General features: G+C 61.0%; 12 protein-coding genes. 3 read left to right on the top strand and 9 right to left on the bottom strand.

The window, feature by feature from the left end:
• Window positions 1-15: 15 nt before the first annotated feature.
• The gene (locus OSW16_RS05305) at window positions 16-249 is read left to right on the top strand and encodes a hypothetical protein (RefSeq protein ID WP_267821276.1); all 234 of its coding nucleotides are present in this window, start codon (window positions 16-18) and stop codon (window positions 247-249) included.
• Here the strand turns inward: OSW16_RS05305 and OSW16_RS05310 are convergent, their stop codons facing one another.
• From OSW16_RS05310 to bglX, 6 genes are all read right to left on the bottom strand, one after another.
• Window positions 250-855 (bottom strand): flavin reductase family protein, encoded by a 606-nt coding sequence (locus tag OSW16_RS05310; RefSeq protein ID WP_267821279.1) that lies wholly within the window; start codon window positions 853-855, stop codon window positions 250-252.
• Window positions 856-971: 116 nt separating this feature from the next.
• On the bottom strand, window positions 972-1,337 hold the full coding sequence (locus tag OSW16_RS05315) for a heme utilization protein (RefSeq protein ID WP_241804800.1): 366 nt from the start codon (window positions 1,335-1,337) through the stop codon (window positions 972-974).
• A gap of 388 nt (window positions 1,338-1,725) precedes the next feature.
• Window positions 1,726-3,045, bottom strand: coding sequence for an MFS transporter (locus OSW16_RS05320; protein ID WP_241804801.1), 1,320 nt, complete (start codon window positions 3,043-3,045; stop codon window positions 1,726-1,728).
• Window positions 3,046-3,321: 276 nt separating this feature from the next.
• Entirely contained in the window at window positions 3,322-4,656 is a 1,335-nt protein-coding gene (locus OSW16_RS05325; RefSeq protein ID WP_267821282.1) for a sigma-54-dependent transcriptional regulator, read from the bottom strand.
• Window positions 4,650-6,407 (bottom strand): ATP-binding protein, encoded by a 1,758-nt coding sequence (locus tag OSW16_RS05330; RefSeq protein ID WP_267821284.1) that lies wholly within the window; start codon window positions 6,405-6,407, stop codon window positions 4,650-4,652. The genes OSW16_RS05325 and OSW16_RS05330 overlap by 7 nt, the downstream gene beginning before the upstream one ends.
• Window positions 6,408-6,489: 82 nt before the next feature.
• A complete protein-coding gene (gene bglX, locus OSW16_RS05335) occupies window positions 6,490-8,781 on the bottom strand; it encodes a beta-glucosidase BglX (RefSeq protein WP_267821286.1) in 2,292 nt (763 codons plus the stop codon).
• A 186-nt stretch (window positions 8,782-8,967) separates the two neighbouring features.
• Between bglX and OSW16_RS05340 the strand changes: the two genes are divergently transcribed.
• Both OSW16_RS05340 and OSW16_RS05345 read left to right on the top strand, forming a co-directional pair.
• Window positions 8,968-9,585 (top strand): TPM domain-containing protein, encoded by a 618-nt coding sequence (locus OSW16_RS05340; RefSeq protein WP_267821289.1) that lies wholly within the window; start codon window positions 8,968-8,970, stop codon window positions 9,583-9,585.
• A 99-nt stretch (window positions 9,586-9,684) separates the two neighbouring features.
• Window positions 9,685-10,899 (top strand): class I SAM-dependent methyltransferase, encoded by a 1,215-nt coding sequence (locus OSW16_RS05345; protein ID WP_267821291.1) that lies wholly within the window; start codon window positions 9,685-9,687, stop codon window positions 10,897-10,899.
• An 80-nt stretch (window positions 10,900-10,979) separates the two neighbouring features.
• Here the strand turns inward: OSW16_RS05345 and OSW16_RS05350 are convergent, their stop codons facing one another.
• The 3 genes from OSW16_RS05350 to OSW16_RS05360 all read right to left on the bottom strand — a co-directional run bounded on the left by OSW16_RS05350 (window position 10,980) and on the right by OSW16_RS05360 (window position 13,773).
• On the bottom strand, window positions 10,980-11,891 hold the full coding sequence (locus tag OSW16_RS05350; protein ID WP_267821293.1) for an EamA family transporter: 912 nt from the start codon (window positions 11,889-11,891) through the stop codon (window positions 10,980-10,982).
• On the bottom strand, window positions 11,888-12,118 hold the full coding sequence (locus OSW16_RS05355) for a hypothetical protein (protein WP_267821294.1): 231 nt from the start codon (window positions 12,116-12,118) through the stop codon (window positions 11,888-11,890). The genes OSW16_RS05350 and OSW16_RS05355 overlap by 4 nt, the downstream gene beginning before the upstream one ends.
• 644 nt (window positions 12,119-12,762) lie before the next feature.
• Window positions 12,763-13,773 (bottom strand): DUF4917 family protein, encoded by a 1,011-nt coding sequence (locus tag OSW16_RS05360; RefSeq protein ID WP_267821298.1) that lies wholly within the window; start codon window positions 13,771-13,773, stop codon window positions 12,763-12,765.
• Window positions 13,774-13,880 lie beyond the last annotated feature (107 nt).

Consider the following 13,880-nt stretch of genomic DNA (forward strand, 5'->3'; position numbering starts at 1 on the left):
ACGCGGATTGCAGCAATGGCACGTAGAGAATTCCCGCATTTCGAAGCGGTTTCGGCGATGGTCCCGGTGGAGGGCGGCGGCTACTACGCTGCTATCGCGGTCAAGGCCTTGGGCATGGGGGGAGCGCCGCGTTTCCACAAGGTGCTCGATGGCCAGGTGTTCAAGAGCGCCATGGCGGCCGACGAGGCCGCCTGCGCTGAGCTTGATCGCCTCAAGGGCGTGGGTGAAGAGGGCGAATTGCTCTGGTGATCACACCTGTGGCCTTCTCATCTTGAACAGGTTGCCCAGTTCGAAGTAGTCCGCCGGGCCACCGCCTCGCAAGATCGGCTCGGCGGCCGCGGTATCGTAGATACCGTCCTTGAGCAGGTGCTCAGCGATGTGCACCGCCACCACTTCGCCCAGTATCAGCCAGCTCGGCACCGGCTCCTGGTCGGCCCGCGTGAGCTGGACGATCTGGCTCACCTTGCATTCGAAGGCCACCGGGGTTTCGCCCACACGGGGCACCTTCACCAGGCTCGACGGGGTTGCGCTCAACCCGCTCAAGTCGAATTCGTTGACCTCTGCCGGTACGGCTGCGCAGCTCTGGTTCATGGCTTCGGCCAGCGGGCGGGTGGCCAGGTTCCAGACGAACTCGCCGGTCTGCTCGATATTGTTCAGGCTGTCTTTGCGCCCGACGCTGCAGAAACCGATGATTGGCGGGATGTAGTTGAAGGCGTTGAAGAAACTGTAGGGCGCGAGGTTCAAGCGGCCTTCGCGGTCCTGGGAGGAGATCCAGCCGATCGGACGTGGGCCGACGATGGCATTGAACGGGTCGTGGGGCAGGCTGTGGCCTTTGGCGGGTTCGTAGTAGTACATCTGCGGGGCTTGGGGCCCTACCTCCAGAGGGGACGAGGCGCCTAGTGTGCCAAGCTTGTGCCCGCCTGGAAATGATCAAGCCCGACCGAGGCCGGGCTGGTGGCACGCATCAGGGATCAGCTGATGCGGTGGGCGTTGGTGCGGTCGAAGCCGTCTTCGGCGAAGCGTTGTGCGCCAGTGCGGTCGAAGCCATCTTCGGCGAAGCGTTGAGCGCCAGTGCGGTCGAAGCCGTCTTCGGCGAAGCGTTGTGCGCCAGTGCGGTCGAAGCCATCTTCGGCGAAGCGTTGAGCACCGGTACGGTCGAAGCCGTCTTCGGCGAAGCGCTGTGCACCGGTACGGTCGAAACCGTCTTCAGCGTAAGTGGCCGCTTGGCTGTGGGCCGCTGCGAAGCTGTGGCCGTTGGTGCGATCGAATCCATCTTCGGCAAAGGCGCCAGTGGCGAAAACCGAGAAGGCCAGGGTAAGGATCAGTTTGTTTTTCATGGTCGTTGCTCCGTTGGGTTCAAGAGGTGTTTCGTTTCTATGGGTTCAATGCTACGCCGATTAATTTGATTAAAAAGCGCAAAAATCCGCACTAACAGATCGAATTAATAGATGTTTTTGGGCCCGCCAATGGCGAACATCGCACTTGGTGAAGCCACCGGAACGCCGGTGAGGCAGTTCGCGTGCAATGGGCTTATCAGCGTATGCAGGATGGCGCAGCGGAATTAATGCGGAGTTAAGGCGGGTATTGGGTTGGCTGAAGGGCAGGTGTCACGGGCGGCAGAACACTCAAGCCCTGCACTCAGCGGCATCACAAATGCGTTTTTGCACAACGAAAAAAGGGGCGCCCAGTTACTTGGGCGCCCCTTTTCAAACCGCAGGATCACGGTCAGTCAGTAGTAATCCGCGAATGCTGCTTGGTGTCCTTCATGGTTGCGTACACCAACAACGAACAAGCGATGCACGCTGTGACGTACCAGTAGAAACCGCTCTCCATCCCGGCGCTCTTGAACCACAGGGCTACGTATTCTGCGGTGCCGCCGAAGATCGAGACGGTCAGGGCGTAAGGCAGACCGACGCCCAGCGCGCGAATCTCGGTCGGGAACAGTTCCGCCTTGACCACGGCGTTGATCGAGGTGTAACCGCTGACGATGATCAACGCGGCCATGATCAGGAAGAACGCACCCCACCAGGTCTGGATGGTGTGCAGGGTGCTGAGGATCGGCACGGTGAACAGGGTGCCCAGCACGCCAAAGGCAATCAGGATCGGGCGACGGCCGATCTTGTCGGACAGGCCGCCAATGATTGGCTGGAGGCACATGAACAGGAACAGCGTGGCCGCCGAGATGGTGGTCGAATCACTGATGCTCATGCCGACGGTGTTGACCAGGTACTTCTGCATGTAGGTGGTGTAGGTATAGAAGGCCAAGGTGCCGCCCATGGTCAGGCCGACCACGGTCATCAGTTCCTTGGGGTGGCGCATCAGGGTGCGCATCAGGCTTTCCTTGGCCTTTTCCTTCTTGGTGAACGAGGCGGTTTCTTCCATGCCACGGCGCAGATACAGCGCGACCACCGCGCACAGTGCGCCAATCACGAACGGCACGCGCCAGCCCCAGGCATACAGTTGCTCGGTGGTCAGCGTCTGCTGCAGAACGATCAGTACCGCCAGGGCGATGAGCTGGCCGGAAATCAGGGTGACGTACTGGAAGCTGGAGAAGAAACCACGGCGGTCCTTGCTGGCCATTTCGCTGAGGTAGGTCGCCGAGGTGCCGTATTCACCACCCACCGACAGGCCCTGCAGCAAGCGGGCGATGACCAGCAGGACGGGGGCGGCGACGCCGATGGTTTCGTAACCCGGCGTCAGGGCGATAACCAGGGAGCCGGCGCACATCAGCAGCACAGACGCCATCAACGCAGCCTTGCGCCCTTTGCGGTCGGCGTAAAGGCCCATCAGCCAGCCACCGATCGGGCGCATGAGGAAGCCCACGGCGAAGATCGCGGCGGTGTTGAGCAGTTGTGCGGTGGAGTCGCCGGCAGGGAAGAAGGCCTTGGCGAAATACAGCGAGAATGCTGCGTAGACGTACCAGTCGTACCATTCGACCATGTTGCCGATGGAGCCGCTGAAGATCGACTTGAGGCGGCTGGCGGTGGTTCTTTCTGCGGCGGGCGCGACAGCTGCCCCGGTTGGCAGGGAGGTGGCGTTATCCATCAGGGATACCTTCTCGTTGTTTTTGTGGAGCGCGCCGAAGCGCAGCTTGCCAGCGAGATTGCAGAAGGTGTGCCAAACGGGTGCGTGGTGATTCATTTGAGGGCGCGTCGCGCCGTTGGTGGGCGTGCCGGGGCCACGGGAGGCGCGCTGCTGCTGGCCCGTCGCGGTTGCATCGGCGCGAGCTCGCAGGTGAGGAACTGCAGGGCAGGCCTATGAAAATACGTAGCAGTAAGCGGATTTTTGCTTATTGAGGTAAGCCTATAGGCGGATTTCCGCTCATTCCTTTGCGATGAAATCCTCGCGTACCAGCCCATGGCGCTGCATTTTTTCGTTGAGGGTGCGCCTGGGCAGTTGCAGGTCGTGCATCACCCCTTTGATTTCGCCCTTGTGCAAGCGCAGTGCCGCGCGCAGGCATTGCGCCTCGAACGCTTCCGTCTGCGCTGCCAGGGAATGGCCTGCAGGCAAGCTGTCCAGGCTCGGCGAACCCAAACCCAGGGCGTGGCGTTCGGCGGCATTGGCCAGTTCCCGCACGTTGCCCGGCCAGTCATGGGACAGCAGCTGCGCCAGTTGCGTACCCGACAGCGGCGGGGCTGAGCGGCCGAGTTTCTGGGCTGCGGCATGGGCGAAATGTTCGAACAACAGCGGGATGTCCTCGCGCCGCTCGCGCAACGGCGCCAGGCGCAGCTCGGCGACATTCAGCCGGTAGGCCAGGTCTTCGCGAAAACGCCCGGCCCGCGCTTCTTCAAGCAGGTCAGGCTTGGTTGCGGCGATGATTCGCAGGTCCACACTGATGCTCTGATTGGCCCCCAGCCTTTCCAGCTTCTGCTCCTGGATCACCCGCAGCAGTTTGGCTTGCTGGGCCAGTGGCATGCTTTCTATTTCATCGAGAAACACCGTGCCGCCGTTGGCATATTCGAGCTTGCCGATGCGCTTGCCCTGGGCGCCGGTAAAGGCACCGCTTTCGTGGCCGAACAGCTCGGCTTCGAACAGCGACTCAGGAATGGCTGCGCAGTTGAGTGCCACGAAGGGTTTGCCAGCACGCGGGCCGAAGTCGTGCAGGCAGCGCGCCACGCGCTCCTTGCCACTGCCGGTTTCGCCGCGGATGAGCACATTGACCGGCAGGCTGGCCAGGTCCAGCACCTGCCGACGCAATTGTTGCAGGCCTTGGGACATACCCAGAAGCGTGGATTCCAGGCGCGACTTGAGGTCTGCCTGCTCATGCAGGCGGCGGTTCTCCAGCACCAGCTGGCGCTTCTCCAGCGCGCGGCGCAGGCTACCGAGCAGGTGCTGTGGGGTGAAAGGTTTTTCCAGGAAGTCATAGGCACCGTTGCGCATGGCTTCCACCGCCATCGGCACATCGCCATGCCCGGTCAGCAGGATGATCGGCAGGTCCGGGTCATCGGCCTGCACGCGCTCGAGCAGCTGCAAGCCACCCATGCCCGGCATGCGCACGTCACTGATCACGACCCCTGGAAAATGACGGGGCAACTGAGCCAGGCAGTCCTCGGCGCGGGCGAACAATTGCACGTTGAAACCAGACAGGTTCAACCATTGCTCGACGGCGCTTCGAATGCTGGCTTCATCATCGACGACGATCACTGAATTCAACATACAGGCTCCAGGTCGCGGGGCAGAGTTAGGCTCAGGCGCGCACCGCCTGGCAGGTTTTCGGCCTGCAGTTGGCCGCCGGCCTCATGGATGATGCCATAGGAAATCGCCAGGCCCAGGCCGAGCCCCTCACCCACGGGTTTGGTGGTGAAGAAGGGGTCGAACACTTTGGCCAGGTCGGGCTCGGCAATCCCGCCGCCAGAGTCGAGCACGCTCAGGCGCCATTGATCGTGCTCGGGCTCGATGCGGATTTCCAGGCGTTTGTAACGTTTGTCGGCCATGGCGTCGAGGGCGTTGCGCAGCAGGTTTATCAGCACCTGCTCCAGGCGGATCGCATCACCGCGCACCCATGCCGGGCGGGCCAGGTAGAGCGCCACTTCGACCTCGTCGTTACGGATGCGTGTGTCCAGCAGGTGCAAGGCCTGATCGACGACGGTCGCCAGGTCCAGCCGCTCGCGCAGACCGACCGGGCTGTTACGGGCGAAGGTTTTCAGGTGGCTGGTCAGCGCGGCCATGCGCGTGAGCATCTGCTCCAGCGGCTCCAGCGCCTGGCGTGCCTCTTCGTAACGGCCGTGATCAAGCAGCAGGCGCAGGGTTTCCAGTTGCATGCGCTGGGTTGTCAGTGGCTGGTTGATCTCGTGGGCCATGGCGGCTGACATCTGCCCCAGTGCGGCCAGCTTGGCCGACTGCACCAGGCCCTCCTGGGCGGTACGCAGCTCGCGGGTGCGCTCTTCCACCTGGCGCTTGAGCTCTTCGCGGCTGCGCCGGCGCAAGCGGGCCAGGCGCAGCCGCTGGCTGACCAACAGTGCGGCGAACACCAGGCTCAGCCACGCGGCGGCCGCGCCCAGGGCTGCGTTACGGCCATCAGCGGCCAGTTGTGGTTTGCGCAACAGGTGCAAGGTCCAGTCTTCACTTTCCAGCGGCAGGCTTTCCCACAGGTACTCGGCCTGCCCATCAGGCCCCTGCACGCGGCTGAGGGTGCTGTTGCTGGCGAAGCGGGTCAGCACCTGATGCTGCAGCGGTATCAGCGGCTGCTTGTCGTACTGGCGGGTCTCGGCCAGTTCTGCGCGATCGGGGCCGCTGAGCGGTTGCAGTTCGCGGTAGCGCCAGCCGTCCTGGTTGGCGATGAAGGTGATACCGCGGGCGTCGCTGACCAGCAGGATGTCGTTGCCCTGGCGCCACTCGCGTTCAAGTTCGGGAAACTCCAGCTTGACCACCATGGCCCCGAGAAAGCGCCCTTGTTCATCGGTGACTGCACTGGACAGGAAATACCCCGGCACGCCGCTGGTCACGCCCACGGCATAGAAACGGCCGCTGCCCTGGCTGCGGGTTTGCTTGAAATACGGGCGAAAGCCGTAGTTGGAGCCTACGTAGGTGGTGGGCAGCCGCCAGTTGCTGGCCGCCACGGCCAGCCCGGTGCTGTCGAGCAGCTCCAGGGTGGAGGAGTTGGCGGCACCATTGATGCGTTCGAGCTTGCGGTTGAGTGCGTTCTGCAAAGGCTCGCTGATCGGGCCGCGCAGTGCCTGGATCAGTTCAGGGTCCAGTGCCAGCACCGCAGGCAGGGCGCGATAGCGTTCGATCAAGGTATGCAGCGAGGTGGCGTACAGCCCCAACTGTTGGCTGGCGCGGCGGGCATCCTCCTCCATGGCTTGGCGCTTGGCCTGTTGCATGGCCCAGCTGGCACTGAGCGCAGTGCCGGCCAGGATCAGCAGGGTGATCAGCCCCAAACGCAGGGCGCGAAAGGAAAATGGCATGGGGCAGGTCCGGATGATGGGGTTGTCCGTACCGTCCTGTCGCCGTCAAGCCAGCGAGAGGACGGTAAGGCTTGCAGGGCCGTTACAGCAGGTTGAAGCCCTTTTGTTGCACCGCCTCTGAGTCCAGGCCGACCTGGACATTGAACGCGCCAGGCTCAGCGACCCGCTGCAGCTGCCCATTGAAGAACTTCAGGTCTTCTTCGCTGATGCGGAAGGCCAAGGTCCGCGACTCTCCGGCCTTGAGCATGACTTTCTGGAAGTTCTTGAGCTCTTTGACCGGACGGCTCATGGAGGCCGCGACATCCTGCAGGTACAACTGGACCACGGTCTCGCCATCGACGTTGCCGGTGTTCTTCACCGTCACCTTGGCCTCCAGCGTGTCGCCGCGCTTGAGGTCCTTGTGCGACAGGTTCAGCCCCGACAGTTCGAAAGTGCTGTAGCTCAAGCCGTAACCGAATGGATACAGCGGGCCGTTTGGCTCTTCGAAGTACTGTGAGGTGTAGTTGCCCGGCTTGCCTGGGGTGAACGGGCGGCCAATGCGCGTGTGGTTGTAGTACATCGGGATCTGCCCGACCGAACGCGGGAAGGTAATGGCCAGCTTGCCCGACGGGTTGTAGTCACCGAACAGCACGTCGGCGATGGCATTGCCGCCCTCGGTGCCAGCGAACCAGGTTTCCAGGATGGCATCGGCCTGTTCGCGTTCCCAGGCGATCGACAGCGGCCGGCCGTTCATCAGCACCAGCACCAGCGGCTTGCCGGTGGCTTTCAGGGCCTTGATCAGCTCGCGCTGGCTGGCCGGGATCTCCAGGGTGGTGCGGCTGGACGACTCGTGGGACATGCCGCGGGACTCGCCCACCACCGCCACCACCACATCGGATTGTTTCGCTGCCTTGACCGCTTCATCGATCAGCACTGCGGCCGGGCGCGGATCGTCAACGATTTCCGGGGCATCGAAGTTGAGGAAGTTGAGGTAATCGACGATCGCCTTGTCGCCGGTAACGTTGGAGCCTTTGGCATAGACCAGCTGGGCCTTGCCCTCGACGGCGCGACGCAGGCCTTCGCGCACGGTGACCGAGTGCATCGGCTTACCGTCGGCAGCCCAGCTGCCCATCATGTCGATCGGCGCATCGGCCAGCGGGCCGACCAGGGCAATGGTGCCGGTTTTTTTCAGCGGCAGGGTCTGCTTGCGGTTTTCCAGCAGCACCAGGCTGCGGCGCGCCACGTCGCGCGCGGCCTCACGGTGCAGCCGGTCCTCGCCGTAGTAATCCTTAAGGTCGGTTTCGGCTTTGCCGATACGCACGTACGGGTCCTTGAACAGGCCCATTTCATACTTGGCGCCCAGTACTTCGCGCACGGCCTGGTCCAGTTCGGCCTGGGTCACCTCGCCTGACTTGAGCAGCCCTCGCAGCTCTTCGCCGTACAGGGTGTCGTTCATGCTCATGTCGATGCCGGCCTTGATCGCCAGTTTGGCCGCTTCGCGACCATCATGGGCAACGCCGTGGCGGATCAGCTCCTGGATGGCGCCATGGTCACTGATGGTCACGCCCTTGAAGCCCCACTCCTTGCGCAGCAGGTCGTTCATCAGCCAGGTATTGGAGGTGGCCGGCACGCCGTTGATCGAGTTCAGCGCCACCATCACCCCGCCGGCACCGGCGTCGAGCGCGGCGCGGTAGGGCGGCAGGTAGTCGTTGTACATCTTCGGCAGGCTCATATCGACCGTGTTGTAGTCGCGCCCGCCTTCCACCGCGCCATACAAGGCGAAGTGCTTGACGATGGCCATGATGCTGTCGGCGTTGGCCGGGCTGCTGCCCTGGAACGAGCGGACCATCGCCTGGCCGATCCGCGAGGTCAGGTAGGTGTCTTCACCGAAGCCCTCGCTGGTGCGGCCCCAGCGAGGGTCGCGGGCGATGTCGACCATGGGCGCAAAGGTCATGTCCAGGGCGTCGGCGGCGGCTTCGATGGCCGAAGTGCGGCCGACCTTGGCGATGGCGTCCATGTCCCAGGTGGCAGCCAGCCCCAGGCCGATCGGGAAAATGGTGCGCTCGCCGTGGATGGTGTCGTAGGCGAAGAACATCGGAATCTTCAGGCGGCTGCGCATGGCGGCGTCCTGCATGGGCCGGTTCTCGGGGGCGGTGCGCGAGTTGAAGGTACCGCCGATACGGCCGGCGGCGATTTCCTCACGGATCTTTTCCCGTGGCATCTCCGGGCCGATGCTGATCAGGCGCAACTGGCCGATCTTTTCAGCCTCGGTCATCTGGCTGATCAGATGCTCGATGAATGCCTGCTTGTCCTGCAGGGGCGGGGCGGTGGGGGCGGCAAGGGCCGCCTGACTGGCAAGGCCCAAGGCCAGGCCCAGCAAAGACAGTTTCATCATGAATTCCGTTGTCGAGGCCTGTGCCGTATCCACAGTGATACGCGCGCGGCAGAAGTTTTCAGGCGGCTATTGTTGTACGATTTACCGGCATTAATTCCAGCGGCGGATTATGCCTGATTATGTCGCTCGCTGAGGATCGCCCGCGTGCCGGGACAACAACTATAAAAACGATCAGAGACCGAAGGCATGACCCCCCTCGACGAATACCAGCAGCGCCAGATCGCTGAGGCCATAGCGCGCGTGGAACGGCGCACCGATGCCGAGCTGGTGACCGTGCTGGCCCGACGCGCAGATGATTACCCCTATCTTCCACTGTTTTGGGCCGCCGTGCTGGCGCTGGCGGGGCCTGGCCTGCTGCAGCTGGTGCTGGGCTGGCCGGTTGGGCACGCGCTGCTGGTGGCCAACCTGCTGCTGTTCATTGGCCTGTGCGCGCTGCTGCGCATCCCACGCCTGAACGCCTGGTTGGTCCCCCCTGCGCTGCGCCGCTGGCGGGCATCGCGCCTGGCCCGGCAACAGTTTCGCGAGCAGAGACTGCATTGCACGGCCAAGGGGGCCGGGGTGCTGATCTTCGTGGCCGAAGCTGAGCTGCACGTGGAGATTCTGGTCGATCAAGGTATCGATCGGCACCTCGATGCCCATGCGCGTGCGGTGATCGGTGCCCGCTTTGCCGAGCAGGTGCGCCAGGGCCACACCCTTCAGGGCTTCATCGAGTGCATCGAGGCTTGCGGTGAGCGGCTGTGCGAGCACGTGCCACGCACCCACGCAGGCAACGAGCTGCCGAACCGCCTGGTGATTCTGGAGTGAACCACGCCCATCGCGAAAACCTTCGCCTGAGCCGGGCATCAACGTAGAATGCGCGGCATTGTGCAACGCACTCACCGCTATCCGAGGCACCTGTTTTCCATGTCCGCCAGTACTTCCGCTTCCATCGCGCCGGATGCGCGCGCCCAGTTTCTCGACCTGCTGAGCGCTGCCCTGCACGGCAACACCCTGGTCAAGCTGGTGCTGGCGCGCCATGTCGGCGCCGACCCGACCCTGCAGCGGATCATCGCCAAGCCGGTGCAGGTCAAAGGGCAGGCCAACCTGTCGCTGGTCTACCGCCATCAAACGCGCGACATCACCCGTAACGTGCCGCTGGAGCAGGCCCAGGCATTGATTGCCGGGCTGCTGCCGGAAAGCTTTCGCAATGCCCACTTGTTCGACGCTGACGGTGAAGTGCAACTGACCTTCAGCAAAAAGGGCAAGCCGATGCTCCAGCGCCACGGTGCGCAGGCGCCGCGCGACGCTGCTGCCAGCACGGGCCACGACCGCGAGAAGAAGCGTTACCTGGAACTGTCGCGCCCCTTCCTGCGTGATCTGGGTGTGACCGACGCACAGGGGGCGCTGATCCCGTCCATGTCGCGCAAGTGGAAGCAGATCAACAAGTTCGTTGAAGTGTTCGATCACGCCCTGGCCAATGCGCCGGTGCCGGCTGAGCAGGTGCTGCGGGTGGCCGACTTCGGCTCAGGCAAGGGCTACCTGACCTTCGCCATGCACGACTACCTGACCAACAGCCTGGGCCGCACGGCGCAGGTGACCGGGGTGGAGCTGCGTCCGGACATGGTCGATTTGTGCAATGCAGCCGCTTCGCGCCTGGAGCATCCGGGCCTTGAGTTTCAGTGCGGCGATGTGCGCAGCGTCGTACCCGAGGCCATCGAGGTGATGATCGCCCTGCATGCCTGCGACATTGCAACTGATTATGCGATCCACACCGGAATCCGTTGCAACGCCGCGATCATCATGTGCTCACCGTGCTGCCACAAGCAAATTCGCCCGCAACTGCAAAGCCCAGGCTTGCTGCAGCCGATGCTGCAATATGGGCTGCATCTGGGGCAACAGGCCGAGATGCTCACTGACAGCTTGCGCGCGCTGTATCTGGAAGCTTGTGGTTACGAGACCAAGGTGTTCGAGTTCATCTCGCTGGAGCACACCAACAAGAACAAGATGATTCTTGCCGTGAAACGCAAACAGCCCGCACCGGCGCAAGCGTTGCTGGAGAAGATTGCGCAACTGAAAGCGTTTTATGGCGTGCAGGAGCATTGCCTGGAGACGTTGTTGCGAGGGGATGGCTTGATTTAAACCCGTCACGGGGCTAGCGGGCCGGTCGGGCCGGGGAGTTACGCTAGCCCCGAAAACGATAAACCTGTACAGCTCTGCCATCAGCGCGCAGTCAGTGAGATCACCGCGACGCCAGCCACGATTACGAGTATTGAAGCAATTTTTCGGAATAAGCTTGTCGGCGCGATATCTTCGGTTAGCGTATTCGGAAAATACCGTGTTGCTACGTAACCGAAGAGAAGAACAAACAGTGGATGTATGCTGACGACGACGGATACCAGTGCAGCTCCACCACCTGCAGACAATGCAGCCATGAAAAAAACATAGCCGCCTACATCCAAGGTGTTGGTGGTGCCAAAAATGCAATATTCTTTGGTGGTTAGTCGCTTCAGGTCGTGAGTGATCAGCTTTCGGCAGAAGGGTACTAGCAAGAGCAGTACCCCGCCAAGTGCGTAGCCTGCAAAGTTGAAAAGCAGTACGGATTCCAGGCTTTTTGTTTTGAGTATTTCATCTGAGATGATGGTGGATGCCGCACCGAAAAAAGCGGACACCAAAATCATTGATAGGTGCCTCTTCTGACCTAATCCGCTCATTGTTTTACGTGAAATACAGAGCAGCAGAATACCCCCGGTTATCAGCACGAATCCACTTGCCTGCCCGTATGTGGGGATCGAATTGAATAGCAATGCTGAGGCGATGAGAACGAACAGCGGTTCCGATTGATGAATCGGGATTACGGCGGAGACGTCCATTTCCTCCAGTGAATAGCTATAGGCGAAATATTGCAAGAATATTGCCAGGCCGGACAGTAAGTTTATACTCGCGGTCAAAGGGTCTATGTCAGTCGGTCGGAGAAGAAAGTAAATGCCAATGGCGAAGAATATGTTGCCAATGCTCAGTAGGAAGGTGAATGAAATATAGTGTGATGTAATGTTATTGATCGCAAATTTATCCACCATGTTAGAGAGACTCCACAGCAGTGGCGCCATCAGTGAAAAATATAACCAGCTCATGTTGGCCTGCCTAAAACTTCAAGAATCGTAGAGGGGCTATGGTTGAGTAATGCTTGGGAATTCTCGTAGGCAGGGATGCTGAAGCGCAGTCCTTGTACCTTCGTCTTTTTACCTTTTGCTGAGGGTGCGATGATTTTCAGCGATTTTATTCCGTCGAGTAGCTCTTTGATAAAAAGGGGGAGGGCTACGCGGGATAACGCTTCGTAGCCAATAATGATGAGTTTCATATGCTAACGCCCTGGTTGTTATTGTTGTGTGAAGGTGCGTGTGGTGTGCCGGGAGTAATGTTTGTCACAATGTTTTTTAATGTGTACTTTCGATGGGTTGTTATGGGGCGGGTGGCGCGGTTCAAGTTAGTGTGTATAACGATGCGTTAAGTGGTTTTTAATCCGTGCCTTGGTGTCGTATTTCATCGGGTAATGACGTTTTGTGAGTCCATACAATAGCTGTATTGCTAATAGGTCAAGGGTGTTCTCGTGAATACCTGTTTTTTCAGGCGTGTACTACAGATATAGCGCTGCGTTGCGTGGGATTTTTCTTATTAGTGGCTAGTTCGAGCTAGATATTTGAGATCTGGTGTGCACTTTCGAAAGTGCATGGTTGGTACGTGACTATCCAGGCATAGATACGCCACGCATGAGGGAAGTTGATTCATGCCTTCATGATGCCGGAATGGAGTTCGCATCAAGGGAGTACCTCCCTTGGCATCGCCAACGTGCTGGCCTGGTTGCAGACCAGCGGAAGTCATAGCATCGGCCAAGACATGCTGGCCTGACTCAGGATGCGATGGTCACGATGTGTTAAGCGCTCATGCACGCACGATCAAGGGCACACGGCTTTTGCTTATAGAGAGCGAACCCTGGAAGCGGTCTTAACGGCGCACCGTCGGCACTTCGATCGCCAACGCTGCAGCCCCCAGCGGATGCGTACCCGCATCGAAGAAATGCAGCGCTGTGCCCGCCAGATCACCAAACCGTTCCACAAAGTGCTGCTTCTGATTGATCACCGAAGCCTCGCTCAACGGCCGTATGGCAATCGCAAGATGGCGCGGCCGCGCCTGGCGAATGGCGTCGAGCAGATGCTGGTCGCTGCTGTCCAGGTGTTGCCCGAACAGGCATAGGCCCTGGCTTTCCTGGGCCAACTGGCCCAGGCACCAGCCCAGGTAGTCCGAGTTGCGGATGGCGCGCAGTTTTTCGTCGCTCCGGTCTTCGTTGACGAACAGGGGCACTTCCCCCGGGATGTTCACGGCAAAGCCGTCCAGCAGCTCGGCGCTTTCGGCGCTGCGCTGACGGGTGGTGCCGTCTGGCAGCTTGAGCAGGTGCAGGCCACCGTGCACATGCAGCACGCGCGTCCCTTCGCTGCGGGTGCGGCGTACGTCGAAGAAACCTTGCTCATCGAACAGCGTGGCGAAGCCCTCAGGTGCATGCTGCACTGCCCAAGGCAGGATCAGGTCATAGTTGCTGGTGTAGACACTACGGTAGCCGCGTAAGGCTTGGTTGATGGACGCCAGGGTCGTCACTGGCATCTTAGGCCATGGCAGGTGCACGGTGCGCACGGCGTGGATCAGCGCTTCCTTGATCGAGTAGTAGCGGTTCAGCGGCGCAGTAGAGTTGATCGCCAGCGCCGCATTGGCGCGCACGGCCTGGTTCAGTGTAGTGAGCACCGGTTCGAACAGTTCGGTGCCCAAGGACTTGAACAAGGCTTGGTCGCTGATCGCCAGCCCTTTCTTGCGGCCGGCGCGCTGGGCCTCTTCAAACAGCGAAAAGTAGCCGAATGGTTTCCACAGTACACGGCTGGCGCCGTTGCCCAGTAGCAGGGCTTCGCAGGGGTGGCGGTGGGCGAGTTCCTGCCAGGTGGCGAGGTGGGCGTCTAGTGCGGGCATGATGGGTCCATTCGCTGGAGCGGGAAACGGGGGCGACTTTAGCATGTCATGCAATGTGTGCGAGGGTTGCGCTAGAGCCACGACCAGGTTCGCAGAACGAAAGAGGA

The organism is Pseudomonas putida (genome assembly GCF_026625125.1).
GTDB lineage: Bacteria > Pseudomonadota > Gammaproteobacteria > Pseudomonadales > Pseudomonadaceae > Aquipseudomonas > Aquipseudomonas putida_X.